The sequence below is a fragment of the Bacillus infantis NRRL B-14911 genome, assembly GCF_000473245.1.
GTDB classification, from domain to species: Bacteria; Bacillota; Bacilli; order Bacillales; family Cytobacillaceae; genus Bacillus_AB; species Bacillus_AB infantis.
In genome coordinates this window covers 1,215,644-1,240,617 of sequence record NC_022524.1, presented here as the reverse complement: position 1 = coordinate 1,240,617, position 24,974 = coordinate 1,215,644, and the positions used below count along the sequence as shown (strand labels likewise).

27 protein-coding genes and 1 other annotated feature are annotated in these 24,974 nt (G+C 46.0%); of the genes, 10 read left to right on the top strand and 17 right to left on the bottom strand.

The window, feature by feature from the left end:
• Positions 1 to 3: 3 nt before the first annotated feature.
• The 4 genes from N288_RS06455 to N288_RS06440 all read right to left on the bottom strand — a co-directional run bounded on the left by N288_RS06455 (position 4) and on the right by N288_RS06440 (position 5,226).
• On the bottom strand, positions 4 to 1,242 hold the full coding sequence (locus N288_RS06455) for an ATP-binding protein (protein ID WP_009793964.1): 1,239 nt from the start codon (positions 1,240 to 1,242) through the stop codon (positions 4 to 6).
• Positions 1,243 to 1,385: 143 nt separating this feature from the next.
• Entirely contained in the window at positions 1,386 to 2,816 is a 1,431-nt protein-coding gene (gene proS / locus N288_RS06450) for a proline--tRNA ligase (RefSeq protein ID WP_022543573.1), read from the bottom strand.
• Between the two features lie 143 nt (positions 2,817 to 2,959).
• Positions 2,960 to 3,169 (bottom strand) — a binding site (T-box leader).
• Between the two features lie 346 nt (positions 3,170 to 3,515).
• Positions 3,516 to 4,556, bottom strand: a complete 1,041-nt coding sequence (locus N288_RS06445; protein ID WP_009793967.1) for a threonine aldolase family protein — start codon at positions 4,554 to 4,556, stop codon at positions 3,516 to 3,518.
• A 16-nt stretch (positions 4,557 to 4,572) separates the two neighbouring features.
• Entirely contained in the window at positions 4,573 to 5,226 is a 654-nt protein-coding gene (locus tag N288_RS06440) for a phosphatase PAP2 family protein (protein WP_009793968.1), read from the bottom strand.
• Positions 5,227 to 5,370: 144 nt separating this feature from the next.
• On the opposite strand from N288_RS06440, the gene N288_RS06435 reads away from it, so the two are divergent.
• Positions 5,371 to 6,570, top strand: coding sequence for a M20 family metallopeptidase (locus tag N288_RS06435; protein ID WP_022543571.1), 1,200 nt, complete (start codon positions 5,371 to 5,373; stop codon positions 6,568 to 6,570).
• Positions 6,571 to 6,613: 43 nt separating this feature from the next.
• On the opposite strand, the gene N288_RS06430 is transcribed toward N288_RS06435, so the two are convergent.
• The 4 genes from N288_RS06430 to N288_RS06415 all read right to left on the bottom strand — a co-directional run bounded on the left by N288_RS06430 (position 6,614) and on the right by N288_RS06415 (position 10,555).
• Positions 6,614 to 7,324, bottom strand: coding sequence for an EcsC family protein (locus N288_RS06430; protein WP_009793970.1), 711 nt, complete (start codon positions 7,322 to 7,324; stop codon positions 6,614 to 6,616).
• A gap of 116 nt (positions 7,325 to 7,440) precedes the next feature.
• Complete coding sequence (locus N288_RS06425; RefSeq protein ID WP_009793971.1) at positions 7,441 to 8,652, bottom strand: ABC transporter permease; 1,212 nt, start codon at positions 8,650 to 8,652, stop codon at positions 7,441 to 7,443.
• The gene (locus N288_RS06420; RefSeq protein ID WP_035402662.1) at positions 8,645 to 9,385 is read right to left on the bottom strand and encodes an ABC transporter ATP-binding protein; all 741 of its coding nucleotides are present in this window, start codon (positions 9,383 to 9,385) and stop codon (positions 8,645 to 8,647) included. Before N288_RS06420 ends, N288_RS06425 begins: the two co-directional genes overlap by 8 nt.
• 558 nt (positions 9,386 to 9,943) lie before the next feature.
• Entirely contained in the window at positions 9,944 to 10,555 is a 612-nt protein-coding gene (locus tag N288_RS06415; RefSeq protein ID WP_022543569.1) for a zinc dependent phospholipase C family protein, read from the bottom strand.
• Positions 10,556 to 10,710: 155 nt separating this feature from the next.
• On the opposite strand from N288_RS06415, the gene N288_RS06410 reads away from it, so the two are divergent.
• The 3 genes from N288_RS06410 (at position 10,711) to N288_RS06400 (ending at position 13,147) form a co-directional block, all read left to right on the top strand.
• A complete protein-coding gene (locus N288_RS06410; protein WP_009793974.1) occupies positions 10,711 to 11,130 on the top strand; it encodes an HIT family protein in 420 nt (139 codons plus the stop codon).
• A 289-nt stretch (positions 11,131 to 11,419) separates the two neighbouring features.
• The gene (serC, locus tag N288_RS06405; protein ID WP_009793975.1) at positions 11,420 to 12,499 is read left to right on the top strand and encodes a 3-phosphoserine/phosphohydroxythreonine transaminase; all 1,080 of its coding nucleotides are present in this window, start codon (positions 11,420 to 11,422) and stop codon (positions 12,497 to 12,499) included.
• A 126-nt stretch (positions 12,500 to 12,625) separates the two neighbouring features.
• Positions 12,626 to 13,147 carry a tryptophan transporter gene (locus N288_RS06400; protein WP_009793976.1) on the top strand — a complete coding sequence of 174 codons (522 nt, stop codon included), beginning with the start codon at positions 12,626 to 12,628 and terminating at the stop codon, positions 13,145 to 13,147.
• 363 nt (positions 13,148 to 13,510) lie between these two features.
• Here the strand turns inward: N288_RS06400 and N288_RS06395 are convergent, their stop codons facing one another.
• Positions 13,511 to 13,702: a hypothetical protein gene (locus N288_RS06395; protein ID WP_009793977.1), complete on the bottom strand. Its 192-nt coding sequence runs from the start codon at positions 13,700 to 13,702 to the stop codon at positions 13,511 to 13,513.
• 195 nt (positions 13,703 to 13,897) lie between these two features.
• Between N288_RS06395 and N288_RS06390 the strand changes: the two genes are divergently transcribed.
• The gene (locus tag N288_RS06390; protein WP_009793978.1) at positions 13,898 to 14,269 is read left to right on the top strand and encodes a YtxH domain-containing protein; all 372 of its coding nucleotides are present in this window, start codon (positions 13,898 to 13,900) and stop codon (positions 14,267 to 14,269) included.
• A gap of 261 nt (positions 14,270 to 14,530) precedes the next feature.
• Entirely contained in the window at positions 14,531 to 15,106 is a 576-nt protein-coding gene (locus tag N288_RS06385; protein WP_009793979.1) for an HTH-type transcriptional regulator Hpr, read from the top strand.
• 1 nt (position 15,107) lies between these two features.
• Here the strand turns inward: N288_RS06385 and N288_RS06380 are convergent, their stop codons facing one another.
• Positions 15,108 to 15,443, bottom strand: coding sequence for a YhaI family protein (locus tag N288_RS06380; RefSeq protein WP_022543568.1), 336 nt, complete (start codon positions 15,441 to 15,443; stop codon positions 15,108 to 15,110).
• Between the two features lie 183 nt (positions 15,444 to 15,626).
• On the opposite strand from N288_RS06380, the gene N288_RS06375 reads away from it, so the two are divergent.
• Together N288_RS06375 and N288_RS06370 are read left to right on the top strand one after the other, a co-directional pair.
• Positions 15,627 to 16,169: a DUF3267 domain-containing protein gene (locus tag N288_RS06375; RefSeq protein WP_022543567.1), complete on the top strand. Its 543-nt coding sequence runs from the start codon at positions 15,627 to 15,629 to the stop codon at positions 16,167 to 16,169.
• Positions 16,170 to 16,429: 260 nt separating this feature from the next.
• Positions 16,430 to 16,609 (top strand): hypothetical protein, encoded by a 180-nt coding sequence (locus tag N288_RS06370; RefSeq protein WP_009793914.1) that lies wholly within the window; start codon positions 16,430 to 16,432, stop codon positions 16,607 to 16,609.
• Between the two features lie 152 nt (positions 16,610 to 16,761).
• Here the strand turns inward: N288_RS06370 and N288_RS06365 are convergent, their stop codons facing one another.
• On the bottom strand, positions 16,762 to 16,851 hold the full coding sequence (locus tag N288_RS06365) for a YjcZ family sporulation protein (RefSeq protein ID WP_022543565.1): 90 nt from the start codon (positions 16,849 to 16,851) through the stop codon (positions 16,762 to 16,764).
• Between the two features lie 69 nt (positions 16,852 to 16,920).
• The gene (locus tag N288_RS06360) at positions 16,921 to 17,004 is read right to left on the bottom strand and encodes a YjcZ family sporulation protein (RefSeq protein ID WP_022543564.1); all 84 of its coding nucleotides are present in this window, start codon (positions 17,002 to 17,004) and stop codon (positions 16,921 to 16,923) included.
• A 303-nt stretch (positions 17,005 to 17,307) separates the two neighbouring features.
• Here N288_RS06360 and N288_RS06355 point away from each other — a divergent pair, with 303 nt between their 5' ends.
• Positions 17,308 to 18,177 carry a peptidylprolyl isomerase gene (locus N288_RS06355; RefSeq protein WP_009793915.1) on the top strand — a complete coding sequence of 290 codons (870 nt, stop codon included), beginning with the start codon at positions 17,308 to 17,310 and terminating at the stop codon, positions 18,175 to 18,177.
• A 44-nt stretch (positions 18,178 to 18,221) separates the two neighbouring features.
• Here N288_RS06355 and N288_RS06350 read toward each other — a convergent pair whose 3' ends face one another.
• From N288_RS06350 to N288_RS06330, 5 genes are all read right to left on the bottom strand, one after another.
• The gene (locus tag N288_RS06350) at positions 18,222 to 18,407 is read right to left on the bottom strand and encodes a sporulation YhaL family protein (RefSeq protein ID WP_009793916.1); all 186 of its coding nucleotides are present in this window, start codon (positions 18,405 to 18,407) and stop codon (positions 18,222 to 18,224) included.
• Between the two features lie 240 nt (positions 18,408 to 18,647).
• Positions 18,648 to 18,860: a hypothetical protein gene (locus N288_RS06345; RefSeq protein WP_009793917.1), complete on the bottom strand. Its 213-nt coding sequence runs from the start codon at positions 18,858 to 18,860 to the stop codon at positions 18,648 to 18,650.
• A gap of 211 nt (positions 18,861 to 19,071) precedes the next feature.
• Complete coding sequence (yhaM, locus tag N288_RS06340; RefSeq protein WP_009793918.1) at positions 19,072 to 20,016, bottom strand: 3'-5' exoribonuclease YhaM; 945 nt, start codon at positions 20,014 to 20,016, stop codon at positions 19,072 to 19,074.
• 215 nt (positions 20,017 to 20,231) lie between these two features.
• Complete coding sequence (locus N288_RS06335; RefSeq protein ID WP_009793921.1) at positions 20,232 to 23,237, bottom strand: AAA family ATPase; 3,006 nt, start codon at positions 23,235 to 23,237, stop codon at positions 20,232 to 20,234.
• 29 nt (positions 23,238 to 23,266) lie between these two features.
• A complete protein-coding gene (locus N288_RS06330; protein WP_009793922.1) occupies positions 23,267 to 24,487 on the bottom strand; it encodes a metallophosphoesterase family protein in 1,221 nt (406 codons plus the stop codon).
• Positions 24,488 to 24,628: 141 nt separating this feature from the next.
• Between N288_RS06330 and N288_RS06325 the strand changes: the two genes are divergently transcribed.
• Positions 24,629 to 24,823 (top strand): hypothetical protein, encoded by a 195-nt coding sequence (locus N288_RS06325; protein ID WP_009793923.1) that lies wholly within the window; start codon positions 24,629 to 24,631, stop codon positions 24,821 to 24,823.
• The last annotated feature ends 151 nt before the right edge of the window (positions 24,824 to 24,974 follow it).

Genomic DNA, 24,974 nt, shown 5'->3' with positions numbered 1-24,974 from the left:
GCATCAGTTAAATGAATGTCCCTTTGCTTCCGTCTGGGTTTTCGGGAGTATAATTTCAAAAACCGTCCCTTTATTGACCTCGCTGCTGACTTTGACGAGCCCGCTGTGATTTTCGATGATTTTAAAGCTGGTCATCAGGCCAAGGCCCGTCCCCTTTTCTTTTGTTGTATAAAAAGGCTCGCCAAGTGTGTTGATCCGCTCTGGAGGGATGCCTGTCCCTTCGTCTTTGATCATGACAGCCACATGCCCATCCTTCCTGTCCGCTGCCTTGATCGTGATGGTCCCGCCATCCGGCATGGCTTCAGCAGAATTTTTTATCATATTGATAAATACCTGCTTCAGCTGATTCTCCTCACACCATATCTCCGATTCATCCAGATCAAGCCCGGTGATTATCTGGACATTATGGATCAGGCATTGCGGCTGAATCAGTACAACCACTTCCTGAATCAGCTTCTTAAGATCGCATACCCTGTATACCGCAGCCGCAGGTTTGGCGAGGACAAGGAACTCTCCAACAATCAGATTGATCCGGTCCAGCTCTGAGATGGCAATATCGGCATACTCCCGATTTCCCTCCGCCTTCAGCAGCTGGATGAATCCTTTAATGCTTGTCAGAGGATTGCGGATTTCATGGGCAATCCCAGCGGCCATCTGCCCGACAAGCGCCAGCTTCTCTGACTTTTGCAGAAGCAGGTCTGCCTGCTCTTTTTTAACCGTAACATCCTGGCCGATTGAAAGCACTGCCTTCCTGCCCTGAAAGCTTGTAAATAAGGTGGACACTTCAAAATAAATCTTTTTGCCGTCAAGCCTGGTAATTTTCTGTTCCCTCCGGCCTGCCGGAAGTTTTTCTTTATATGTTACATCAAGTATCTTCTTGTATTTGGCGGCATCCGGCGCTTCCATAAAATCAAATACTGACCTGCCGACCAATTCCTCTTTGCTTTCAGCAGCCACCATCTTCTCAGCCGCTTTGTTTGCATAGACAATTTTGTCATAATCCTGGATGATGACAGGCTCCGGCATCGTTTCGATCAGCTGCCTGTAAAATGCTTCGTTCTCTTTCGCTTTCCCTGTAAGATATTTCAATTTGTCATATTGCCAGCCTACAAACCAGGCAATAATAGTGGCAATGGTGAAATCAACAATTTCCTTATGCCAGGGGTCATCGAAAATGAAGGCTTGCGTTAAAGTGAATAAAATAGAAATGCTGACTAAAGCGAATTGGCCCGTTCTCTTCATTTATAACAATCCTCTTTGGTGGATTTAATGTTGTCGGCGAAGCTTTCACTGCCTTAGTCAATACATTCTTTTTCCGGGCCAAAATTCCTTCCCGGCAGAAAAAATATTAAATGGTTTTCAAATAACTTTCCTGCAAAGCCCCGTTAATAAGCTTTTGCCCAATAAACGAGCTCTTCTGCCTTATTGCCGCAGCAGACACAAACATCGGATATATGCTCCTGTTCAAAAGGAATGCAGCGGGAGGTTGCACCGGTCTCCTCCTTAATTCTGTCTTCACATTCCCTCCTGCCGCACCACATTGCTTTAATAAACCCCTGATTATCCTTCAATGCCTGCTTGAACTCACCCATGCCTGCAGCATTCTCTGTTTTTTGTTCGCGTAGGTCCCGCGCTTTTTCCAGCAAGCCTGACTGGATATCTTCCAGCAGCCCGGCGATTGCCTGCTCTGCCCCTTCAGCCTGGACAAACAGCTTTTCGCCTGTATCCCTGCGGACAAGCACGACCTGATTATTCTCGATATCCTTCGGGCCGGCCTCAAGCCTGAGCGGGATTCCTTTCATTTCGTACTCATTGAACTTCCAGCCAGGCTTTTTGTCGCTGCTGTCAATTCCGACCCTGAAACTCTTGCCGAGTTTCTCTTTCAGCTCATAGCAGAAATCAAGAACCCCTTCTTTATGCTGTGCCACAGGGACGATCATAAGCTGGGTTGGCGCAATCCGCGGCGGGATGATCAGGCCCCTGTTATCGCCGTGGACCATAATCATGGCGCCGATCACTCTAGTCGTAAGCCCCCACGACGTCTGATGCACATGCTGAAGTTCCCCTTCTCTGTCCGAATACTGGATGCCGAATGCCTTGGCAAAACCGTCCCCCAAATGGTGTGAGGTTCCTGTCTGGAGTGCTTTTCCGTCATGCATCAGGCTCTCAATTGTGTAGGTGAATTTTGCGCCGGCGAATTTTTCTTTCTCTGTTTTCCTGCCCTTAAGGACCGGTATGGCCAGGACGTTTTCACACAGATCTGCATAGACATCGAGCATCTTTGTCGTTTCTTCGTGCGCATCCTCGTCTGTTGCATGGCATGTATGCCCTTCCTGCCACAGGAACTCAAGCGTCCTTAGGAAAGGCCGGGTCGTTTTTTCCCATCTGACCACATTGGCCCATTGATTGTACAGCTTAGGCAGGTCCCTGTAAGAATGGATGATATTTTTATAATGTTCGCAAAAAAGGACCTCTGATGTCGGCCTGACGACTAGCCGTTCTGCCAGCTCTTCTGATCCGCCATGGGTCACCCATGCCACCTCTGGCGCAAATCCCTCGATATGGTCCTTTTCTTTCTGGAGGAGGCTTTCAGGAATAAACATTGGCATATAAACATTTTCATGCCCTGTTTCCTTGATCCTTCTGTCCAGCTCGTTTTTTATATTGTCCCACAAAGAATATCCGTAAGGTCGGATGATCATTGATCCCCTGACACTTGAATAATCGATCAGATCCGCCTTGGTCACCACATCTGTATACCATTGGGCAAAATCCTCTTCCATTGCCGTAATTTCTTTTACAAATTCCTTTGCCATGATTGCACCCCATATTCTGATTAAGTGTGAAACGATAAACGCATCAGCTCTCATCCCGGCCAGGGAAAGAGCTGCTGAAGCTTCTTGAAGAGTGCAGAAGCGCCGGCATTCTGCTGGAAAAATAAAAAAGCCCCGATTTATAAAATAGGGACCAGATCATGGCGGTACCACCCTAATTTATAAAGCAAGGCTTTATACTCTCTTCATGATAACGGCATGTGCCGCTGCTGCCTTCAAGTATCCGGCAGCGAACTCCGGGGCAGGTTCGGCAGCTGTCTATAGAAGCCTCCCACCGCCGGCTCCCTCTCTTGGATAGACATAGACTGTTTACTGATCCCCTTCATTGTTTCAGTTATTTTTCAGTATTATATACAGTGAAATGTACGATGTCAAACCTGTATTTTATTAGATTTCAGCTGTTTTGGTTTTGCTGGGATAGATTAGGAGGAATTCAGCATGAATTTTTGTGAAGAAGAGGCGATTCTATATGAATTACTGTTTTATCAAACGGCGAATATGGTCATTCTGCCTGAATTCTGCTTTATTCTACATAAAATTCGAAAGATTTTACCTAAAATCTCAATGATTCTCCCTAAAAACTGTTATAATTTTTCCTCCTTACAATAAATTCCAAAATCAACACTAAAAACCGGTGCCCTCCCTAATCAGAGAACACCGGTCCTGATGCTAATTCAAATTTTACAGCGCAGACACATGCCCCGCTGCCGTCCTGCTGACAGCATCCAGCGCCTTTTCTATATCACTGGCAGACACATCGAAATGAGTGGTGAACCTCACCGAAGATGGCCCGAAAGTAACTGCGCGAACTCCTTCCTTCTCCAGCCTTTCTACAAACTGCTCTGAGCTCAGGCCCAGTTCCTTTACGTCTGCAACTATGATATTTGTATCTACCTGGTTGACGACATTAATGCCTTTTATATTTTGAATCCCCTCAGCAAGCTTCCGGGCGTTCTCATGGTCTTCGTGAAGCCTGTGCCTCATCTGCGTCAGTGCAATCAGCCCTGGTGCCGCGATGATGCCTGCCTGCCTCATGCCTCCCCCAAGTCTTTTCCTCCAGATGCGGGCAGACTGGATAAATTCCCTGCTTCCGGCAAGGATTGACCCGACTGGTGCTCCAAGCCCCTTGGACAAGCATACCTGGACTGTATCAGCATGCCGGGTGAAATCAGTGACCGGCCTCTCAAGTGCGGCTGCGGCATTGAACAGCCTTGCTCCATCCATATGGACAGGAATTTTATGCCTGCGGGCAATTGCATGGATAGCCTCCATATTTTCCACAGACACAGCAGCCCCTCCAGCACGATTATGTGTATTTTCCAGACAAATCAGGCCGGTTTCGGGAAAATGCTGATCTTTCCCCCGTATGGCAGCTTCTATTGCGCCGGGATCCATTTCCCCCCGTTTTCCTGCAATCGTTCTTGTCTGGACACCGGCAAAAGCAGAAGCGGCTCCTGATTCGTAATAGAAAATATGGGACTCTGCCTCTAGGAGAATTTCGTTCCCTGGTCTTGTATGCGTCAGGATGGCCGCCTGGTTTCCCTGGGTACCGCTTGTCACAAGCAGGGCTGCTTCCTTCCCGAGTATGTCTGCTGCGGACTCTTCAAGCTTGATGATGGAGGGATCTTCCGCGTAGACATCATCCCCGACTTCTGCTTCGTAAGCAGCCTTCCTCATTTCTTCTGTCGGCTTTGTCACTGTATCGCTTCTTAAATCTATCATCCTTATTCCTCCTGTCTTAATTCACTTTCCTGCCAAAGCTGCTGTTCATAAATACATAGAATATAACCCATATGTAAACCCAAATAAAAGCAAAAGCATACCCTCCCGCAACATCGGTCGGATAGTGGACCTGAAGGACAATGCGGCTGATCCCGATCAAAAGGATCCAAAGGGCAAACGCAGCTGCCGCCATCATCCTGGCTCCAGCAGACTTTAATTCCTTTATGACAAAATAGGCTGTCAGCATATATAAAATGCCCCCTACCATCGCATGTCCGCTCGGGAAACTGAGACTATTCACCTCAGTGATATGCTCCAGCTCCGGCCTCTCTCTGCCGAACAGCTCCTTCAGCCGCTTGCTGGCCTCGTTCCCGAGTGCAACGGCAAACACAAGGACTGCCATGCCCAGATAGTCTCTCTTCTTGAACCACAGCCAAGCAAGAACTATAAGCGCTGCCAAACCGATGCCCTGCTTGTCGCCAAACCAGGTGAAAAATTCAAACAGCGGATAGAAAGAGGCCGAAAAAATCCCTGTGACAGCAGATGAGACAGCTCCGTCAAACCATAAAGATTCTCCCCCTGATACTGAATAGCCTATCAGCACTGCTGCAGCCACTGCCATTATAACAGCTGCCAGCGCTGCTTTTGATTGTTTTAACTGCAAACCCATACCATCTCCCCAGCTTCTTTTTCATACACTCTTAGAATATTATTCTAAAGTTTTTCAAATTTGAAGGCTTATTATCCTGCAATTTATAAAAATAATGTTATAATTTTCGAAACAGTAAAAATTAAAACACAAAGGAGAGTTATTATGATCAGTTCATTATTCAGCAGACTTGAAGACTATTATGAAGAAATGGCAGCGATCCGCCGCTATCTCCATCAGCATCCTGAACTTTCCTTTCAGGAAGAAAATACAGCAAAATACATAAAAGAATATTATGAAAAGCTGGGAATCGAAGTAAAAGGAAATGTCGGCGGGAATGGAGTCGTAGCCAAGGTTTACGGAGAGAAGCCAGGGAAGACGATTGCCCTCCGTGCCGATTTTGACGCGCTTCCAATCCAGGATGAAAAAGATGTTCCTTATAAATCGCTCGTCCCGGGCGTCATGCATGCCTGCGGCCATGATGGCCATACTGCAACACTGCTTGTGCTTGCAAAGGTCCTTCACGAGCTGCGCTCCGAATTGGAAGGGACGTATGTCCTGATCCACCAGCATGCGGAAGAATATGCACCGGGCGGCGCTGTTTCCATGATCAAGGATGGCTGCCTTGAAGGAGTGGACGCCATTTTCGGCACCCACTTATGGGCTTCCGAACCGACAGGAAAGATCCAGTACCGGACCGGTCCTTTCATGGCTGCAGCCGACCGCTTTGAAATCACTGTACAAGGAAAGGGCGGACACGGAGCGCAGCCTCATAAAACGAAGGATGCCATTGTGACAGCCTCCCAGCTTGTCGTCAACCTCCAGCAGATCGTCAGCCGGAAGGTCGATCCAATTGACTCAGCCGTTGTTACTGTCGGATCATTCACGGCCCAAAATGCCTTCAATGTCATTGCCGATAAAGCTAAATTGGAAGGCACAGTGCGCACCTTCAGCGAGCAGGTGCGGAACGATATTGAAGAAGAATTGGAAAGAGTCGTGAAAGGAACCTGCTATACTGCTGACAGCACATACAGCTATACTTATCACCGCGGCTATCCGGCTGTCATCAACCATGAAGAAGAAACCAACTTCCTAGCCGAGTGCGCGAGATCGATTCCTGAGGTCAAGGAAGTCGTTGAAACAGCACCGGAAATGGGCGGCGAGGATTTTGCCTATTATCTTCAGCATGTAAAAGGCACATTCTTCTTCACAGGAGCGAAGCCTCTCAGCGATGATGCTGCATACCCGCACCATCATCCAAGATTCGATATTGATGAAAAGGCAATGCTGATTGCTGCAAAGACACTAGGTTCTGCGGCACTGCAATACCACAAAGTCGAGTTTCAGGAAAACGTCACCGTATAAGCAAAAAGCATCCGCCGATGATTCGGAGGATGCTTTTTTTCCTTTATTTTTTTAGAAACCGGAGCCTGTAGGCATTCCTTGCTGTCTCTCCCAGCTGGTCAAGCAGATTATAATTCGCATAAGCCCCCGCAACCGCCCCTATGCCCGGGAGCAGCTGCAGCATTTTGGCAAAGTCTATATAATCACGGTACTCCTGCTGGAACCCGCGCCATTCCATATCCTTCAGCTCTTTCACTTTCTCATCCCAATTCTCAATGACAGCCAATGTTTCCCGCCTTTTCTCATCACTTGAAAACGCAAGCTGAAACACATGCAGGATAAAAAGGCGCTCCTCATATTCTCCGGGATCATAGCCATAAATGGCTGAAGCTTCAAAAAGGAATTTCATTTTGATTGAAAGCAGCAGCGGGAAGTCGGCAAGCCCTAATAGGATGCCGCCTGCGCCTGTGCCGGCTCCTTCAATGGTTGCAGTCTTACGGTATGCAGCCAGCTTTTCAGCCAATTTTCCGTCCATTTCCTCAAGGCGCAGCCCGGCATCGAGCCTTTTCCTGGTAGTCAGATTAGAGCCTGCCAAGGTTGCTTTTACCATATTCTTGATTCCCTCGGTAATGACGGCATGTGCTTTCTCCGGGATATAGCTGTTGATTTTTGTCTGCGCCTTCTTTGAAAGACGGTTAAGCATTCCGGAACGCTTCAGCAGCTTCCTCTTCCACTCCTCCAGCTCCCGTGAAACCATCTGTTCATACTCATTCATTCGGCTGCACCCTTTCCTCTCGTTCAGCTTTTAGTTTGTGCTTAATACTACGTTTTTCTTCCGGAAAGGTTTCAGGCGCTGCAAAAAGCCTCCATTTAAATAACGGAGGCTTCTAATCAGTTCTTCAATTTCCTTCTGCTGTAAATATTCGCAAATACCCACGAAAACACGGCACCAGCTGCCGCACTGGCAAGCGCGGCCAGCCCGTCCCCCTTCAGCAGCACAACCAGGGAAAGAATGATGGTCTGCAGATAAAGGACAGCTGAGAGAAGTGAAGTAAAGGCTTTTTCCCGCCACTCTTCCTTCAGAGGGTAAAGCTGGATCCAGAGCTTGTTCTCATGATGGTTCCTGAGCGGCAGCAGCTGAAACCCCGTCAGATAAAGGAATAACAGCACAAGGAGGATCTGCCCCATCCCGAATGATATCAAATAAAGCGCCGCTCCCCCTATTACTGTCAGCCTGATGAACAGGCCGAAATAATCACCTGAGCGGATGAAGGTCCTCATATATAAATGCGCATGCAGCTTATCCTGCCCATATGGGATCCTGTTTGCCAGCCAGTCCAGCCATTTGCGCCGCTTCACTCTATCTTTAAGCTTCGGCACATCTGTAAAAAGATTGGCCAGGCGGTAAAAGGATGTCATCCTTCTTTCTTCCTGTTCAATAAGATATTCCCATTTCAGGCCCTTTGGTTCAGTCTGTTTCCTGAAATACAGCCATAGTACCAGCAGGACTGCCGGTACTGGGAGCAGGAACAGGATGCCGGCATTTGAAAATAAAAGATAAAGAAAAGCTGCATTGAGGCAATACCTGATAACAGAATCGATCATCTTTGTATTTTTTTCAACGTAATATTGGACATGCCAGCGGATCAGAAGATTCAGCAGCTTAACAGCGAGTGAGCCTATCAGAAAGAAGAGAAACGGCTCAAAGCTTCCCCCGTTTACGACTGCGTACATTGGCATGAATATGCCGAGGCCCATCAGCAGAAGATAGGCCTGCACGGCCCAGCTGACACCCAGCGACCTGCGAAAATAGCCTGACAGCCTGTTTTCTACAGGCAACAGGAAGATTTTATCTGCTTCAGTCAAGAAAGTATAAACAGGGCTGTATGTCAGCAATACCCCCAGCAGGACAGCCATGATCGCAGCCGCAGGAAAATCTTCCGGGACGCCTTTAAGCCATTCCTGATAATAAAAGGCCGCCATCCCGAATAGAAATACGAGCACAATGACAATATGCCCGTTCAATATATAGCGGAGATAGCGGCTCAGTTCTTTGAGCCCATCCCCGAATCTGTTCTTCCAAAGTTTTCCCTCTTCAAACATAATCTTCTTCCTTTGTCAGCTGTATATATAGATCATCAAGTGTCGCGCCTGGCATGGAGAATTGCTGCTGCAGCTCAGAAAGTGTGCCTGCAGCCCTCACCTTGCCCTCGTGGAGAATGACAAAACGGTCGCAATACCGCTCCGCTGTAGCCAGGATATGGGTCGACATCAATATGCCCGCCCCTTCCTCTTTCATCTTCTTCATAAGATCAAGTAGCGATTGGATGCCGAGCGGGTCCAGCCCGACAAATGGTTCATCAACTATGTAAAGTGATGGCTGCACCAGGAAAGCACACATGATCATGACCTTTTGCTTCATCCCCTTTGAAAAATGGGCCGGGAACCATTTCAGCCGCTTCTCCATCCGGAATTCCTTCAGAAGGCCCTGCATTCTTTCCTGATATTCTTTCTCTTCGAGGCCATAAGCCATCGCTGTCATTCTCAGATGCTCCTCAAGCGTCAGTTCATCATAAAGGATCGGGGTTTCGGGGACAAACGCGAATTTTCTTCTGTATGCCTCCTTATCCTTGTGAAAAGGAGATCCATTGATTGTGATTTCCCCGGAATGCGGCTCCATCAGCCCGATAACATGCTTGATTGTCGTACTTTTGCCTGCTCCATTCAATCCAATCAGGCCGACGATTTCATTTGCATTCACAGTGAAGGAAACATCCTTCAGAACAGGATTCCTCGTATAGCCTCCTGTTATATTGCTAATATTCAACAAAGACATTCCAAAACGCCCTTCCATCTATTGTGATGCTTCTAGTTTAACAAAATGGCTGCCCCAGCAAAAGATTGAAGCAGGGACAAATTTAAATCCGGATGCATATCCCCTCTTTCAATGGGCATTCTAATCTATGAAGGGGAAAGATGATTTTCATCAATTGAAATGAGGTGTCTGTCAAAGACCAATTTCATTCAATATAAGCTTCCAGCGTTGCTATAAGGGGATGGTTGCATTGCACAGGAGTGCCAATTAACCAGATACTTGGAACACATGACATTCTTCTGGAATGAGGTGTTTATCAAAGACCCATCAGCCAGCTTTATAAGTTGTGAAACCTATAAAGAAACAAGGGGATGGTACGCTTGAACAAGGATCAGATCTCTCACTAAGCACTGACCATTTTAAAAAATGAGGTGTTTGTCGCAGAGAATAACCTGTAATAGAACGTTTCAGCGAAGTGATTTCCCCTTCAGAAGGAGCAGGATCCGCACCGGGTCCTGCTTTCTTTGTGATGTTTGGCCCGCAAACCTGCATCTGGTCTGCAAAAAAATCAGCAGCTTCTCAAAGCCGGGCGGCAGCCTGTTCGATTTTCAGGCAGGCAAGCTCAGCAGCTGTTCCCACATAACCTGCAATCTGGTCAAAAGTGAACACCTTTAGCGGCGCATTCAGTGCATCCTCACCGTACTCCATATCAGCAAGGCAATGCGGGACAAAATCACTAACGGCATGGGACGGCACTTCCTCCAAATCAGGCATTCCCCTATTCTCATTCAGTAACGCAGCAAGGCTGCGGCTCCCGTAAGCAGCAAGCAGCTTCCCATTAAGGAGCCCAAAATCCGCATGGTATAGCTTCAAGATCCGTTCGTCCTGATCCATTCTATTTCTCAGCCATGGCAGATAAAAGCCTTTAAGCCACAAATCATCGGCAATCAGATGCGCATAATATCCAAGGATATAGGCATGATTGCTTGCATGCCGGTACTTTTCAAGGAAAGCTTCATAATCAATCGACCTAGTAAAATCCTCAGTCTCCCCTGTGTAAAAATGCGAAAGCTCCTTTGGCGAAACAGCATCAGGTGCAATCCCTCCGAGCAAAAAGGAAGCCTTATCCCTAATCTTTAATTTTTCAGCAGCCATATCAGCTACCAGCAGATGCATGATTCTTGAACCCACCCTGATTCTCCTTCCATATATACAGTACTTTGTAAGTTCGCCATCCTCCCTCATTCTCCTTTAATCTTTCCTTTGCCGGCAAAATTGGCGGATGATTTCTCCTCACATCCCCTGGTATGGTAAAATATTGAGAAAAAGAAAGGGCAGGTGCCATTATGCAGGATTGTATTTTTTGCAAAATCATCAATGGGGAAATTCCCTCAGCGAAAGTTTATGAAAATGAACATGTATATGCTTTCCTTGACATCAGTCAGGTAACAAAAGGCCATACACTTGTCGTCCCGAAAGTACATAAAGAAAATCTTTACGAGCTGACTCCCGAAATCGCGGCACGGCTATATGAGTCGGTTCCTGCCATCGCCAGCGCCATCAAAGAAGAATTTGACCCGATTGGGCTCAATACATTGAATAACAATGGCGAAGCAGCAGGACAGTCGGTATTCCATTTCCATCTGCATCTCATCCCGCGCTATGGAAAAGGCGACGGTTTCGGCGCTGTCTGGAAAACCCACCAGGATGAATACTCTCCTGAGGATTTGAAGCAGATTGCTGGAGGCATCAGCAGCCATCTGTAATAGCAGGAAAAAAATCCGTACTAAAGCTGAAACTGGCTGAGTGCGGATTTTTTTGTGGACCGGGCCGGTTTTAGGAGGCACTGGCGAGGCTGCTCATTTTTAAGGGGGCCCCTTACCTGATACCCTTTTGATTCAAAATGTGCCTCAAAATTCAGACTGATAAAACAACTGTAAAGTATTCCTTTTTATCATTTTTAAAACATTCCCACTTTTTTGTTTACTTTCGTTCTGTTTCTGATAGGATGGAATAAAGTTTTTATTCTTTAAAGCACTATAGGGAGGTAAGATAATGAAGCGTGCATTGAATTTCAATGCCGGTCCGGCCGCCCTCCCTCTTTCTGTACTGGAGGAGGCACAGCGGAACTGGCTTAATTTTAATGGAACAGGAATGGGTGTGATGGAGCTCAGCCACAGGAGCCGGGAATATGAGGAGGTGCATGAAGGGGCGAAAACTCTGCTTCGGCGGCTTCTTGGTGTGCCGGATGATTATGAGGTCCTCTTTCTCCAGGGAGGGGCCAGTCTTCAATTTACCATGCTGCCGATGAATCTTTTGGCAGAGGGCAAAACAGGCTATTACGCACTGACAGGTTCATGGGCTGAAAAAGCCATGAAGGAAGCTGCCAAAATCGGCAAAACAGCATCAGCTGCATCCAGCAAAGAAGATACATACCGTTATATACCAGAGCTTTCAGGCCTGGCTGACCTGAAAGACGCTGCATATCTCCACCTTACGAGCAACAACACAATTTACGGTACACAGTGGCAGGATTTTCCTGAAACAAATGTCCCTCTTGCTGCCGATATGTCAAGCGACATCATGAGCAGAGAAATAGATGTAAGCAAATTCGATATCATCTATGCCGGGGCCCAAAAGAATTTAGGCCCATCAGGCGTAACTGTAGTGATTTTGAAAAAAAGCCTGCTTTCAGGACCGCGCGGGGACCTTCCCGTCATGCTCGACTATTTCACCCACAGCAAGAGTCAATCTCTTTATAATACACCTCCGACGCTTGCCATTTATATGCTGATGCTGGTGCTCGAGTGGGTGGAAAAAGAAGGCGGGCTTGCCGCTATCGCTGAAAGGAACAAACAGAAAGCAGAGCTGATATACAGCAGCATCGATGACAGCGAAGGATTTTATCAGGGGCACAGCAGAAAGGACAGCCGCTCTCAAATGAATATCACATTTAACCTTCATACTGAAGAAGCTGCAGGCCAATTTCTCCATGCAGCCAAAGAAGCGGGATTCGTGGGACTGAATGGCCACAGATCAATCGGCGGCTGCCGGGCATCCATCTATAACGCCGTCCCGCTTGAACATGCTGAGAAATTAGCTGAATTTATGAGAAAATTCAAAAATAATAACTGAACAGAAACATATTCCGTTTCATCTTAATTGATAGTGTGGTATAATACGAGTAACTTTTCGCTGCAGGCAAGAGTGCACTGCAGGAAGAGAAAGAGCGAGAATAGCTGAGAAGAGGAGAGGTTAGAATTGAATACAAAGAATTTAGTTGCTTTATCATTGCTTATCGGAATGGGTGCCGTCCTTCATGCCGTTGTTCCGGGATTTTTCCTGGGAATGAAACCTGACATGATGCTCACCATGATGTTCCTCGGGATTATCCTTTTTCCTGAAAAGAAAAGTGTGCTTTTGCTGGGCCTTGCGACAGGACTGATTTCCGCCCTGACGACTACTTTTCCTGCAGGACAGATCCCAAACATCATCGATAAGCCTATCACTGCTTTTGTATTTTTCGGTTTGTTTTTAGCAGTCAAGAAGTTTAATGGTTCAGTAGTTTCAGCAGCGGTCCTGACTGCTGCCGGCACCATTATTTCAGGAGCAGTGTTCCTGACTTCCGCTCTTTTGATTGCAGGATTGCCGGGAACCTTTGCCGCATTGTTCGTGGCTGTGGTCCTTCCTGCAGCGGCTGTCAATACAGTTGCGATGATCATCCTTTACCCGGTTGCCATGAGCATCATCAAAAGAACAAAACTGACAGCAAGCCACACATAAAACCTCTCTTGAAATAGAGAAAAGAAAAAGGGTTATGGATGATATTTTATCTTCCGTTTCCCTTTTTCTTTTTGATGTGTTTACACACGCGTAGTCAATTTAATTACCTACCATGAATATTACAGATACAATAAAATTTTAAAACCCCTGTTAATTGGAGTGCAGGGCACGTAGACTCCTGCGGGAAATAGCGGAAGAGTTGAGACCCCGCAGCCGCTTGCGGTGAGGAGGCTCAACTCCGACCGCGGAAAGCGAAGTGCCCGGAACGGAAATTAACAGCCACGTTCCAACCAGTAGCCTTAGAATTTAATCTTAAGATTGGATGCAGTTAAGTGTTCAAAAACCTTTTCCGAGCATTTTTCATTAGGAAAATCCAGTCAAAATAAAAGCCAGCAGAAAGAAAACAGCTCCCGCCCCCGCAAGCGCCCCTGCCCTTTTCTTTTGAATCGATTTAGGAGGATATACGCCAGGCTTTTTGGAAGCCAGCATATAATACACCGCCCCAAGGAACAAAACCCCGCACAAGGCAAATAACAGTGATGCCGCTCCGTTCATACAACCGCCCCTTCCGGTGAAATACCCGCTATTTTATCTTTATTCAGGATAAGAGATCCCTATGAACAAATGCCCCGGCCATGTTTAAACAATGAGAAGTTGTGATAAAGGAAAAGTAACATAATAGCCTGACCATAGAGGAATATGTTGTAAAATGCAGAATTGATATAAAAAGAAACTCAGAGGTGATAATTGATGAAAGCCAAATCCTTATTGCTGGGATTCCTGATCGGAGGAACGGCGGCCGGCATCAGCACATTGCTGTCTGCTCCAGCCTCAGGCAAGGACACCCGGAAGATGATCAAAGACAATAAAGAAGCAGTCGGCAGCCAGCTGGCGGAGCTCAAGACAGATTTCATGGAACTGAAAAGATCCGCTTCCTATGCTTCGATCCAGGGGAAATCACACCTGGGTGAATTTGTATCTGATATTAAGCACTCAGTTTCTGACTGGCAGAACGCAATCCGCCCGCAAAAGCTGGAACTGCAAAGAGATCTTCAATCAATCGAGCAGTCATTGACAGAGCTGGAAAATTCAATCAGAAGCTCAAAATCCGGGTCTAAGTAAAGATAATAAAAAATCCTTCTTTTTTGAAGAAAAATCCTTCAATTTAAGAAGGATTTTTTCATTTTAGGCAGAAAAGTAATATATTATAAAAATTGTTATTTTAGCAGTTCTTATAATAAACCCTTGCTGTAATGCCCCTTAACACCTAATATAATATTTATTAGGCTGATTTTCTAAAAATTTTGTATATTTATACCTTTATTAATTTTTGTTTTATTGGCATAATGATAATAGAGAATAAAAAAGTAGGTGGATTTATAGATGACGGAAAAACATTATTCAATGAAGGAAGCGATGCTTTTTAGCCAACGGATAGCTCAAATCAGCAAGGCTTTATGGAAATCGATTGAGAAAGACTGGCAGCAATGGATCAAGCCGTTTGACCTGAATATCAACGAGCACCATATCATCTGGATTGCGTACCATTTGAACGGCGCCTCCATCTCTGATGTGGCCAAGTTCGGTGTTATGCATGTGTCGACAGCCTTTAATTTCTCTAAAAAACTCGAAGAAAGGGGCCTTCTGAAATTCTCAAAAAAAGAAACTGACAAAAGAAATACGTATATTCAGCTGACTGAAAAGGGTGAAAGCGTTTTACTTGAACTGATGGAGAGTTATGAGCCTGAAACCAACGCCGTCTTTTCAGGTGCAATGCCTTTGAGGGATCTGTACGGGAAGTTTCCGGATTTTGTTGAAGTCATGGCGATCGTCCGCAATATTTATGGAGATGACTTTATGGAGATATTTGAAAAGTCCTTTGCCAATATAGAAGGCGAATTTGTGGATGAAGAAGGCAAGCTGAAGAAAAAAGAGACCGCAGAGAAAGAAATCGTTTAGACTACAGATACTTTTTGAGTTCGGACATAAGATCCATGAACAGGTTCTGCCTGAGGCAGGCCGGGATCACCATCTCAGGTTTAAGAGATGGATGGAGCTTATGCTTAAATTCTGTATAAAGCGGATGAAAGTAAACAAACCCTTCCGCTTTTTGCTCTTCCAGTTCTTTGCTCAGTTTATCACAAAGGTAGAAGAATTGTGTTACCTCTTTTTGATCCAGCGATTTTTCGACAACCATTCTGTAGAATGGCAATGTCTGCCCGGAAGCCATCATCAATAAAAGCTTCTGATGATATTCCAGTTTTTCAATTCGTTCTAATAGTTCCCCGATATTCATGAAAGAGTCCCCGCTTTGAATAGCCCGTTCTATTTTATGCATTTTCTTCGCATAGCTAATTATACAATCAAATTGGTGAAAAATGTCGTTTTTTTATTATTGATTTTTTATTCTAATCATCGTAAAGTATCCCTTGTGAGTTTTTTAGAAAAACCGCATGAATACTCTTCGGAGGCTGATACGATGAACTGCTGGAAGACGATCAATTACACAAAAGACTATGGATCCCAGAGAATATTTATCCTGTCTTCCATTACCATGATCATAACGTTTATATTCCTATACGTGCCTGCATCTTATTATTTTGAGCAATCTTCTTTTTACGATAATTATTTCTTTGTTTTTATTGCCTGCTTTTGGCTGATATATCCCATTCATAAGCTGCTGCACTTCCTCCCTGTTGCCCATCTTGGAAAAAGGGTGCAAAAGAAGGTTTCATTCAGGCTCGGCATTCCGCTGATTCATGTCAGGGTGACTGAACCAATTTCAAAGACGGTATTCATCGTCGCTTTATTGGCCCCTTTTGTCATCATCAACGGAATTCTGCTTGCGGCCTGCTGGCACTTTCCTCATTATGTACATTATATTACCATGCTGCTCGCATATCATGCAGGACTTTGCTTCTCAGATATGCTCTGCATGAAAAATATATGCACTGCTCCGCAGCAGGCCTATATAGAAGAAAATGAAGAGGGAATCGAGATCCTGGTCTACAGGGCGCATTAGACAGGCAGCTGCAGAGGCTGCCTCTTTAATTTCACGGAAGCATCCCCTCATTGCTGTTGATTTTGGGCTCATGCTTCGCGAAATAAAGCTTCACACGCATGAGCCCAAAATCAGCAAGGTACACTAACACAGCCTTCATATAAGCTGGCCCGGCTGAATATAATGAGCAGATCAGGCCGTCCTTATTACTATCTTTTTTGCCTTTTTTTTGTTATTGTATGTATCATATAAAAGTCTGTCATCAAGGAGGGAATAGTCAGATGATCTCCGTTTTTATCCTGTTTGCTATTTTCATATTGTTCTATATCAACAAGATGACGAATTCCCTTTGTCTGCAGAAGGAAATCCCTGAAGAGAAACAGCCAAAGGTGTTCAGGACCATCAATATCCTGATCACGATCCTTTTGGTATCCTCTTTCGTGGAGCTGCTGTTTGCATAATTCTACATATAGCTTTCATATGCTGCGAAGATTGCCAGGCGGGGGCATGCCCTGCAGATCAAGGATTTCAGCAAAATAAACAATGGTTAAAAGCGGTGGGGATTCCCCCACCGCTTTTAATTTTATATTCTTGCTTAAACGAAGGCCTGCTATTACAGCCAGGAAGCCCCGATAATAATCAGGAGAATAAATAGGACTACAATCAACGCGAAACCTCCGCCGTAACCTGCTCCACCGGACATAATTAATCCCCCTTTCAATAATTGGACAGTGCATTGCTCACCGTAAATGCCTTAAGGACTAAGGCAGTCTTACAGCCAGGCTGCACCTACAATAATTAACAAGATGAACAGAACAACAATCAACGCGAAACCACCGCCATATGCGTATCCCACGGTAACACCTCCTTTAAGGCTGTTACTTCATGCTATTCAACGAACATTGGGGCCCATCAGGCTTATACCGGGAGTCCCCAAGATCTTGTTAATAGAAAGAAAGGGCTGATGTATTTTGATTTTTACTTTCCCTTTCTACTCCATATCTTATGTCCGGAGAGAAATATCCGGCATAGGCAAAACACCCATTTTTTGAAAGAATTTCTAAAAGGATTCAGATATTGTTTTTGCTCTAATTGGAATATGTGTTATAGTAATGGTTGTGTATTACAGCAAATTCAAAAAACTTTAGGAGTGTTCAACATGAAAAAATGGATGCTATCCCTTTCCATAGCTGCAGGGGTTATCGGTCTGAGTGCATGCAGCTCCAATGCAGAAGACAGCTCAGAAGTTGTAGTTGAAACAAAAGCAGGCGATATTACAAAGGACGAGCTATATAATGCAATGAAGGACAAGGTGGGCGAACAGGCCATCCAGGAGCTTGTTTATAAAAAGGTATTGTCTGAAAAGTATAAAGTTACAGATGAAGAGCTTAATGAAAAAATCGATGAGCTTAAACAGCAGCTTGGCGCAAACTTTGAAATGGCATTGGCCCAGTATGGCTACGAAGATGAAGAAGATCTGAAGGAAACATTCAAGACCGGCCTTCTTCAGGAAAAGGCAGCCATCAAGGATGTAGAGGCAACTGAAAAAGAAGTGAAAGAATACTATGATAACTATAAGCCTGAAATCAAGGCCCGCCACATTCTTGTGGAAGATGAAAAAACGGCCAAGGAAGTAAAGAAAAAGCTTGATGAAGGTGCAAAATTTGAGGACCTGGCTACTGAATATTCACAAGATCCAGGCTCTGCAGCAAACGGAGGAGATCTTGGCTGGTTCGGTGCCGGCAAGATGGTGCCTGAGTTCGAAGAAGCAGCCTACGCACTGGATGTAAATGAAATAAGCGAGCCGGTTAAAACTGAGCATGGCTACCATATCATCCAGACTACCGAGAAAAAAGAAAAGAAATCCTTCGAGGAAATGAAGGAAAAAATGGAATACGAAGTAAAAGTGTCCAAGCTTGATGGTGAAAAAATCCAAGCGGCAATGGACCGTGAACTGAAAGATGCAAACGTGAAATTCAAGGATGAAGACCTTGAAGGCAGCCTGGATAATGAGGCAGCTGCACAATAATAATCCAGATGAAAAGGCAGATCCCATGGATCTGCCTTTTTTTTTCACGAAAGAGAACGTGAAGCTGATTTCCGCTCTTCCTTCTCCCTCTCGAGCCTTTTCATGTATATTTCACCTTCACTTTCTATTCCTTCCCTTTCTTCCCTGCGCTCTTCTTTCCCGGTCTTTACAGCCATTATGGCGCTTATGATAATCCCTGCTGCAACCAGGTATACCCAAATTGGAATCATTGCTTTATTGTCTCCTTTCCATGAAGGGCTGTCCCATCTTTTCTTTGTAGCTTATGTATATGGCTGTCAGAATTAAAATATGCTTAAATAAAATTCTATTTGCAGGTTTAACCTTTCCCCTTAAGGGTATATAAGTACGAAGCTGCTTTTTATACAAAAAAACAGCTGACCGTCATATTTGAGGTTCAGCTGCTTAACTGTATACTAATAAAGTGTCCATAATTCAATCCGCCTGCAGTTTTATAGTTGGGATTCAATGTCCCCGATCATTTCATCAATGGTTTCAGAAACTTCTGTTGTTTTCCTCGCAATGGAAATGCTGAATTCCAATAATTCCTTGTAATTTTTCACTGGAATGTTTGAGTTCGTTTTTTCATATTCATTAAGCTGCAGTCCAATATTCTGCAAAATATACAAAGCCTCTTCCATTGATCCTCTTTCAGCTTTAAACATTCACATTTCCCCCTTTATCTATAATGGTTATATTATGGATTATTTGGTTCAATAATGACATGGTAATAATTTCTAAAAAAATTATTTATTTTTTCCGGACTTTCCAATTGCCGGCATGACAGGATTTCCGGACTCCGCCTATTTTTTTGGTAAATTGCACCACAATCAAAATACCCCGGCCATTTTGGCACGGGGTATTTTACTGCAGATATCATTTATGGAATACCGGCTTATAGAAGGCACGGTTATCAAGTGCAAATACACGTTCTGTATATTCTCCCGGCTTCACTCTCTCCAAGGCCCTGTCCATCATATTCATCTTTGCATCCAGATTATCTATATAATGGAGGATTTCCGCCTCTTTGATCAGCGGCGGCTTCGGGCTGCCCCATTCTGCTTTGCCATGATGGGAAAGGACCAGATGCTGGAGCACAAGCACCTCTTCACCTGAGATACCCAGTTCATCTGCAGCCTTGCCGATTTCAGTCACCATGATCGTAATATGGCCTAGCAGATTTCCTTCCACCGTATAAGAAGTCGAAATCGGCCCGGAAAGCTCAATTACCTTTCCAAGATCATGGAGAATAACCCCGGCATACAAAAGATCCTTATCAAGGCTTGGATAAAGGCCTGAAATCGCCTTGGCCAGATCCAGCATGCTCACGACATGATAAGCCAGTCCGGAAACAAATTCATGATGGTTCTTTGTTGCTGCCGGATAATGAAGGAATGCCTCATTATGCTTTTTGATCAGATGCCTTGTGATACGCTGGATATTCGGATTCTTCATCTCGAATATATACTGTGTAATTTTGCTGGTCATTTCATCTGTGCCGATCGGTGCTGTCTCCAGGAAGTCTGCCAGTTTGACAGAATCAGATGGTGAGGCCGTCCGGATCTGGCGGATCCGCAATTGGCTCCGGCCCCGGTAATTCTGGATATCGCCTGCAACTTTAACAATCGTTTCAGGAGAGTAGCTTTTAACATCTTCTTCAGAAGCATCCCAGAGCTTTGCTTCTATATCGCCGCTCTGATCCTGGAAGACGAGCGATAAGAATGGTTTGCCATTGCTGGCAATTCCTTTCGTCGAGCTTTTAATCAGCATGAACAGCTCTGCCTGCTCTCCAACCTCGTAATTCATAATCCCCTTATTCATAGGTCTACCGACGCTCCCTTCTATGAAAATATTATAACATACCAGGCATTCAGTATAGCAGGCTGAACGATTCGTCTCCCCTGGCAATTTATGAGCAGGGGCAATCCCTCTCCGGATTTTATGCAGCATCCGCTGTCCAGAATTGGAACACAGCAAAAAGCCCCTTGCGTGCAAGGGACTGATGCCGATGTGACTGATAAGAAGAGAGCCTGATTTCAATTATCAGCGAGCTGTACTTTCCTGCCCTGAAGGTCTGCCGCCTCATCTGGATGAAAGTGTTCAAGCAGATGCCTTTGGCAGGTAAAAAACAATATCTGATGGCCCCTCAGACCCCTCAGGAGCTCAATCATCCTCCTGGTTCTTACATGATCGAAATTGACGAAGCTGTCATCGATGATGATAGGGAATGAGTATCTTTTATAGATGGCTGCCGCCAAGGCCAGCCTGATGGAAACATACACCTGCTCAGCCGTTGCCTGGCTGAGTTCATTGGCTTCGAAAAGGGTGCCATCGCCTTTCTCCACGAGAAGTCCTGCCCCCTCTTCTTTTGGAGTGATGCGGACATAGTGCCCGCCTGTCAGTACGGAAAGAAATTCTTCCGCCTTTCCCAGCATCTCCGGCATATATTCTTGCTTGTACGCTTCAGCGGTATTCTCAAGGAGCTTTCTGGCCAATGCATATTTGGCCCACTTTCTCGCCCCTTCATTGAACTCGCTCTTTGCAAGGGAAAATCTATGCAGCAGGTCGCTGTATAAGCCGCCTTCCTCGATCATGGCAATTTCATGGTTCAGCGATGCCACTTTATCCTGAAGCTGAGGGAGTTCTTTTTTGATATCGTCCAGGGTTTCTCTGCAGCGTGCAATTTCCGCTTCAGGAGCAGGAATGGCAGAGAACTCAACCCTTTCCTTTTCCGTTAAGGAAGAAAGCTTCAGCTGCCTGTCCAGATGCCTGATTTCTTCCTGCAGCTCTTCCTGCTTTACTGCATGAATCCCTTTTTCAATGAAATCCCCCTCTGTGTCTGCCTCAGCAGTCAAGAACAGCTTTTCTTTTTCTTCACTGATGTAAGCCAGCTCTCGAACACATTGCTCTTTCTCTTCTTTCAGCTCCTGTATGGCTGCTTCCTTTGCTTTAAGCTCATTCCATTTGCCCTGAGCCTCCAGCAGCCGTTTTTTCAAAGTAAAGGCTGTCTCCTGCACACTGCCTCCTGCTTCTTCTAGGATGAGCTCTGCAAGCCTATTGGCGAGTCCAGCAATTTCAGCAGCTGCTTTCTCAGCAGCAGCTGCCTCCGCTTTTTCATGGCGGAGCTCACGCCTGACCGATTTTAGCTTTTCCAGCAGCATGAAAGCATCATGGACATGGGACTGTGCCAAGGAAGCAGGAATGAACAGCTGCCTGCCGAGTTCTGCAAGAAGGCTGTCTGCAAGGGCGGATTCTTCCTCCCATATTTCAAAAGCAGCAATGACTTTATCATATTGCTCATTCTGCTGCTGCAGCCTGACATTCAGCTGCAGCTGCCGTTCCCTAAGCTGCCTGTCCTTTTCAATCCGCTCTTTCAGGTAAAACGCCCCTTCCGCCTGCGGACTTTTTATGCGTTCATCCAGTTCTTCCATGCTTTTCTCAATGGAAATAAGCTCTTCCTTTAGAAATCTCGATGGGCTGTTGTCTTCTTTTTTCAATAAAAGCCAGGCAATAAAAGCAAATCCTGGTATAGCTGCAAGCATAAACTCCCATTGGCTATCTGCCAGGCCCCAGGCAATCAGCCCGGCACAGATGAGCGCAACCATCAGCGCCTGAATCTTTACTGCTGCACGCTGTTTTTGCTGCGATGCTTTGTCATGCCGGATTGCATTCTTCAGGAAGGCTGACCTTCCCTCAAGGTCTTCCCTTTTTCTCAGAAGACTCTCGGGATCAGATTCCCCCGCGAGCCGGCGGCGGATTTCTCCCAGCTCTTCATCGGGCAGGAGAGCGGCATTCACCTGATTTAATTCCTCTTCCAAGCTGACCAGCCTGTCCTTTTCTTCCGAGAAGCGTTCATCAAGCTCCGCACGCTTTTCTGCAAGCCTCTGCTTTTTGCGCTGTGCCTCAGCAGTTTTTTCCTGCATGAAGATGCTTGTATCTGCCTGTTCCAGCTCTTCATCTGACAAGCGCAGATGAAGCCTGTCCTTCAATTGATCCGACTCTTCCTCCAGCTTCCTGATTTTATAGGAAGCCTGCTTAGCCTGCTGGACAAGCTGTCCGTATGCAGGCATCTTTTCGTGAAGTGACAGGATCTCTTTTTCATGATCAAGGACCAGCTGATCCGGGCTGATCTTCCCTGCCTCTTCCCTAAGGGCAGCAAGCCTGGCTGAAAGGCTCGCATCCCTTCCCTTCAGCGGGATTTCATTTTGGTTCAGCTGCTCCAGTTTCTCCAGCCCTCCCGGAGGAAAACGCCCCCCTGTACCGGCTTCTGCTTCCTGCCTTAAAAGCTGCACCTTTTTATGGACCGGGCCCATACGCATCCACTCTTCCAGCTGATAGAGCCGGACCCCTAATGCATCTGCTTCATTGCGCAGGCTTTCAATCCTCGCGGCAGCAGCCTTCCGCTCAGCCGCCATGGCCCAATATTGTCCGTTTTTCTGTTCTGCTTTTTTAAGATCAGCATGCAGCTGCTTCAGTTTTTTCAGCTGGTCATTCAAAACAGGGATTTTCCCGCCCGGCCTAAAAAGCCCTTCCATTTCTTTCTGTATTTTGTTTTCTGCAGCTGCCAGACGATCAGACCCTATAGCACCGGCGGAAAAAAGGAATTTGCTCAGCTCTTCATTTTTCATGGAGTGGACATTCTGCAGCCCATGGAGATTGAATGAAAAAATGGCCTGGAAAAGCGTTTTATCTACATGTGAAAGGAGTTCGCCAAGGAGCTCTTCCCCTCCTCGTTCCCCAGTCTCCATCACCACACTTACATCTCCTGCTGATTTTCCTTTTACCCGCTCGATGACTGCTTTTCCCCTTCCAGGGAAGGAAGCTGTGATCCTGCCTCCGTATTTCGCCCCAAATTTCGGTTCATATCTGAGCTCAGCCTGCTGCCTGGAGGGAAAGCCAAACAGGATGCTGTGTATAAAAGACATGATGGTAGATTTGCCTGCTTCATTTTCGCCAAAGAAGACCTGGAAATCTCCAATGCCGGAATAGACAGCATCTTCAAGTTTGCCGTAGCCGTATATATGGATTTCAAGTATTTTCATAGAGCTGTTCCCCTTCCCTGCGCTGCCTTTCAGTCATTTTTGTAAAGGAGCCCCAGCAGCATCTCTTCCGCTTCTTTTAAAAGCACTGCCTTTTCCCCCTCCTCCATACTTTCTGCATACCTTCTTGCCAGCGGGTGGCTGTAAAGGCTTCCCAAGCTTTCTTCAAAATCTTCAAACCCGTCCGCAGCAGCAAACAGCCCGCTGAAAAAATCTGCTTTTTCCCTCAGCTGATTTCTGTCCCAGCTCTGCTGCTCTTCGGCTATAACTGCGCTCACCCATACAAATGGCATATTCCCTACCTCTTCCTCTTGAAGGAGTGAGAGCAGTTCACCCCCGGCCACAGCATTCATATCCTGCGGACTGAGTGATGCCCCCTCCAGGAAAAGTTCAAGAATGACACCGCCATTCTTCCGCTCTTCTTCAACAGCTTGAAGGCACCTGCTGTAGACCTCATCAAATGCTGATAGTCCGCTGATATCGACTGTTCTCTGCTCCCAGCGGAAGCTGTGGCATTGAAGAAATTCAAAATCTGCCCCTGCTTCATTCAGTGTGACATGGTAGCAGCCTTTCGCCCCGCTTTCCTTCCGGCTGCGCCCCTGAGTATTTCCCGGATAGATGACCGGCGGCTCAGCATTCAGAACCATTCTTTTATGGATATGGCCCAGAGCCCAGTAGTCGTATTCCTTATCCAGCAGCTCTTTTAAAATAAACGGGGCATAGCGGCCATGGCCGGTCTCCCCTTCAAGGCTGCCATGCAGGATGCCGATATGGAAGTCCGACATTCCCCGAACCGGATACTGGCTGATCATCCTCTCGGAAACATGCCTCCTCGGGTAGCTGAAGCCATGCAGGCTGACCGTTGTCCCATTTGGTGCTGTATAGCTTTCCTCACTTGGCTGGTGAGGGAAAATATGTACATTGTCCGGCAGACTGATGTGGGACCAGGTGCCCTCAAAATGGTCATGATTTCCATGGACTGCGTAAACAGGTATATTCTTTTCCGCAAGGCGGTTCATTTCCTTTCGCAGCCTTGCCTGTGCCTTTATGCTCCTGTCTTCACCGTCAAACAGATCTCCTGCCAGAATGACAAAGTCCACCTTCCTTGCAAGGGCAGCATCCACTATATTTTTCAGAGCGGCAAATGTGCTTTCTTTAATTTTATCGAATAAATCATCCTGCAGGCTGGAAAGCCCGAGCATAGGGCTGTCCAGATGCAGGTCTGCTGCATGAATAAATGTAATTTCCTTCATAATGTTCCCTTTCAGCGCTTTTCTCCTATTTTATCACCTGGAAAAAGCGAATGCACGTTCCTCTACAAAAAGTTATCAGGCTTTGAACCTTTTGCATCTTCGGAGAGTATAAGAAGCAAATAACATTAGGAGTGATTACCCTTGTATAAAAATCCTCAATCGGCACTTATTAGACTCAAATATATTTCTGCCGGCCTGTTTCTTTTGTTCATCATCATTTCGGCTCTGACAGGAAGCTGGAAGTTCACGGCTGCTGCTGCATGGAGCATCGGCATTGTTTATCTGCCTACTTACGGCAGCATACAAAGGCAAATGGAAAAACAGTCCAGCGAATAGACAAAGGCCTGCCGGGATATCCTGGCAAGCCTTTGTCTTATTCAATAGTGGACCGATTCGCTCTTGCGGCATTTTGTGCAGGTCCTGTATCCATCTGCCTCATAATAGATATGGGAGCAGCTTCTCTGTATCTCTGAAATTTGCTTTTCCA

Excerpts from the sequence above, each read along its gene's own strand:
- N288_RS06355 (WP_009793915.1), top strand. The coding sequence starts at position 17,308 with ATGAAAAAATGGATGCTATCCCTTTCCATAGCTGCAGGGGTTATCGGT.
- N288_RS06345 (WP_009793917.1), bottom strand. The coding sequence starts at position 18,860 with ATGTTTAAAGCTGAAAGAGGATCAATGGAAGAGGCTTTGTATATTTTG.
- N288_RS06420 (WP_035402662.1), bottom strand. The coding sequence starts at position 9,385 with ATGTCTTTGTTGAATATTAGCAATATAACAGGAGGCTATACGAGGAAT.
- serC (WP_009793975.1), top strand. The coding sequence starts at position 11,420 with ATGAAGCGTGCATTGAATTTCAATGCCGGTCCGGCCGCCCTCCCTCTT.
- N288_RS06435 (WP_022543571.1), top strand. The coding sequence starts at position 5,371 with ATGATCAGTTCATTATTCAGCAGACTTGAAGACTATTATGAAGAAATG.
- N288_RS06385 (WP_009793979.1), top strand. The coding sequence starts at position 14,531 with ATGACGGAAAAACATTATTCAATGAAGGAAGCGATGCTTTTTAGCCAA.
- N288_RS06440 (WP_009793968.1), bottom strand. The coding sequence starts at position 5,226 with ATGGGTTTGCAGTTAAAACAATCAAAAGCAGCGCTGGCAGCTGTTATA.
- N288_RS06370 (WP_009793914.1), top strand. The coding sequence starts at position 16,430 with ATGATCTCCGTTTTTATCCTGTTTGCTATTTTCATATTGTTCTATATC.
- N288_RS06350 (WP_009793916.1), bottom strand. The coding sequence starts at position 18,407 with ATGATTCCAATTTGGGTATACCTGGTTGCAGCAGGGATTATCATAAGC.
- N288_RS06445 (WP_009793967.1), bottom strand. The coding sequence starts at position 4,556 with ATGATAGATTTAAGAAGCGATACAGTGACAAAGCCGACAGAAGAAATG.
- N288_RS06425 (WP_009793971.1), bottom strand. The coding sequence starts at position 8,652 with ATGTTTGAAGAGGGAAAACTTTGGAAGAACAGATTCGGGGATGGGCTC.
- N288_RS06335 (WP_009793921.1), bottom strand. The coding sequence starts at position 23,237 with ATGAAAATACTTGAAATCCATATATACGGCTACGGCAAACTTGAAGAT.
- N288_RS06375 (WP_022543567.1), top strand. The coding sequence starts at position 15,627 with ATGAACTGCTGGAAGACGATCAATTACACAAAAGACTATGGATCCCAG.
- yhaM (WP_009793918.1), bottom strand. The coding sequence starts at position 20,016 with ATGAATAAGGGGATTATGAATTACGAGGTTGGAGAGCAGGCAGAGCTG.
- N288_RS06330 (WP_009793922.1), bottom strand. The coding sequence starts at position 24,487 with ATGAAGGAAATTACATTTATTCATGCAGCAGACCTGCATCTGGACAGC.
- proS (WP_022543573.1), bottom strand. The coding sequence starts at position 2,816 with ATGGCAAAGGAATTTGTAAAAGAAATTACGGCAATGGAAGAGGATTTT.
- N288_RS06365 (WP_022543565.1), bottom strand. The coding sequence starts at position 16,851 with ATGTCCGGTGGAGCAGGTTACGGCGGAGGTTTCGCGTTGATTGTAGTC.
- N288_RS06430 (WP_009793970.1), bottom strand. The coding sequence starts at position 7,324 with ATGAATGAGTATGAACAGATGGTTTCACGGGAGCTGGAGGAGTGGAAG.
- N288_RS06410 (WP_009793974.1), top strand. The coding sequence starts at position 10,711 with ATGCAGGATTGTATTTTTTGCAAAATCATCAATGGGGAAATTCCCTCA.
- N288_RS06390 (WP_009793978.1), top strand. The coding sequence starts at position 13,898 with ATGAAAGCCAAATCCTTATTGCTGGGATTCCTGATCGGAGGAACGGCG.
- N288_RS06380 (WP_022543568.1), bottom strand. The coding sequence starts at position 15,443 with ATGAATATCGGGGAACTATTAGAACGAATTGAAAAACTGGAATATCAT.
- N288_RS06455 (WP_009793964.1), bottom strand. The coding sequence starts at position 1,242 with ATGAAGAGAACGGGCCAATTCGCTTTAGTCAGCATTTCTATTTTATTC.
- N288_RS06395 (WP_009793977.1), bottom strand. The coding sequence starts at position 13,702 with ATGAACGGAGCGGCATCACTGTTATTTGCCTTGTGCGGGGTTTTGTTC.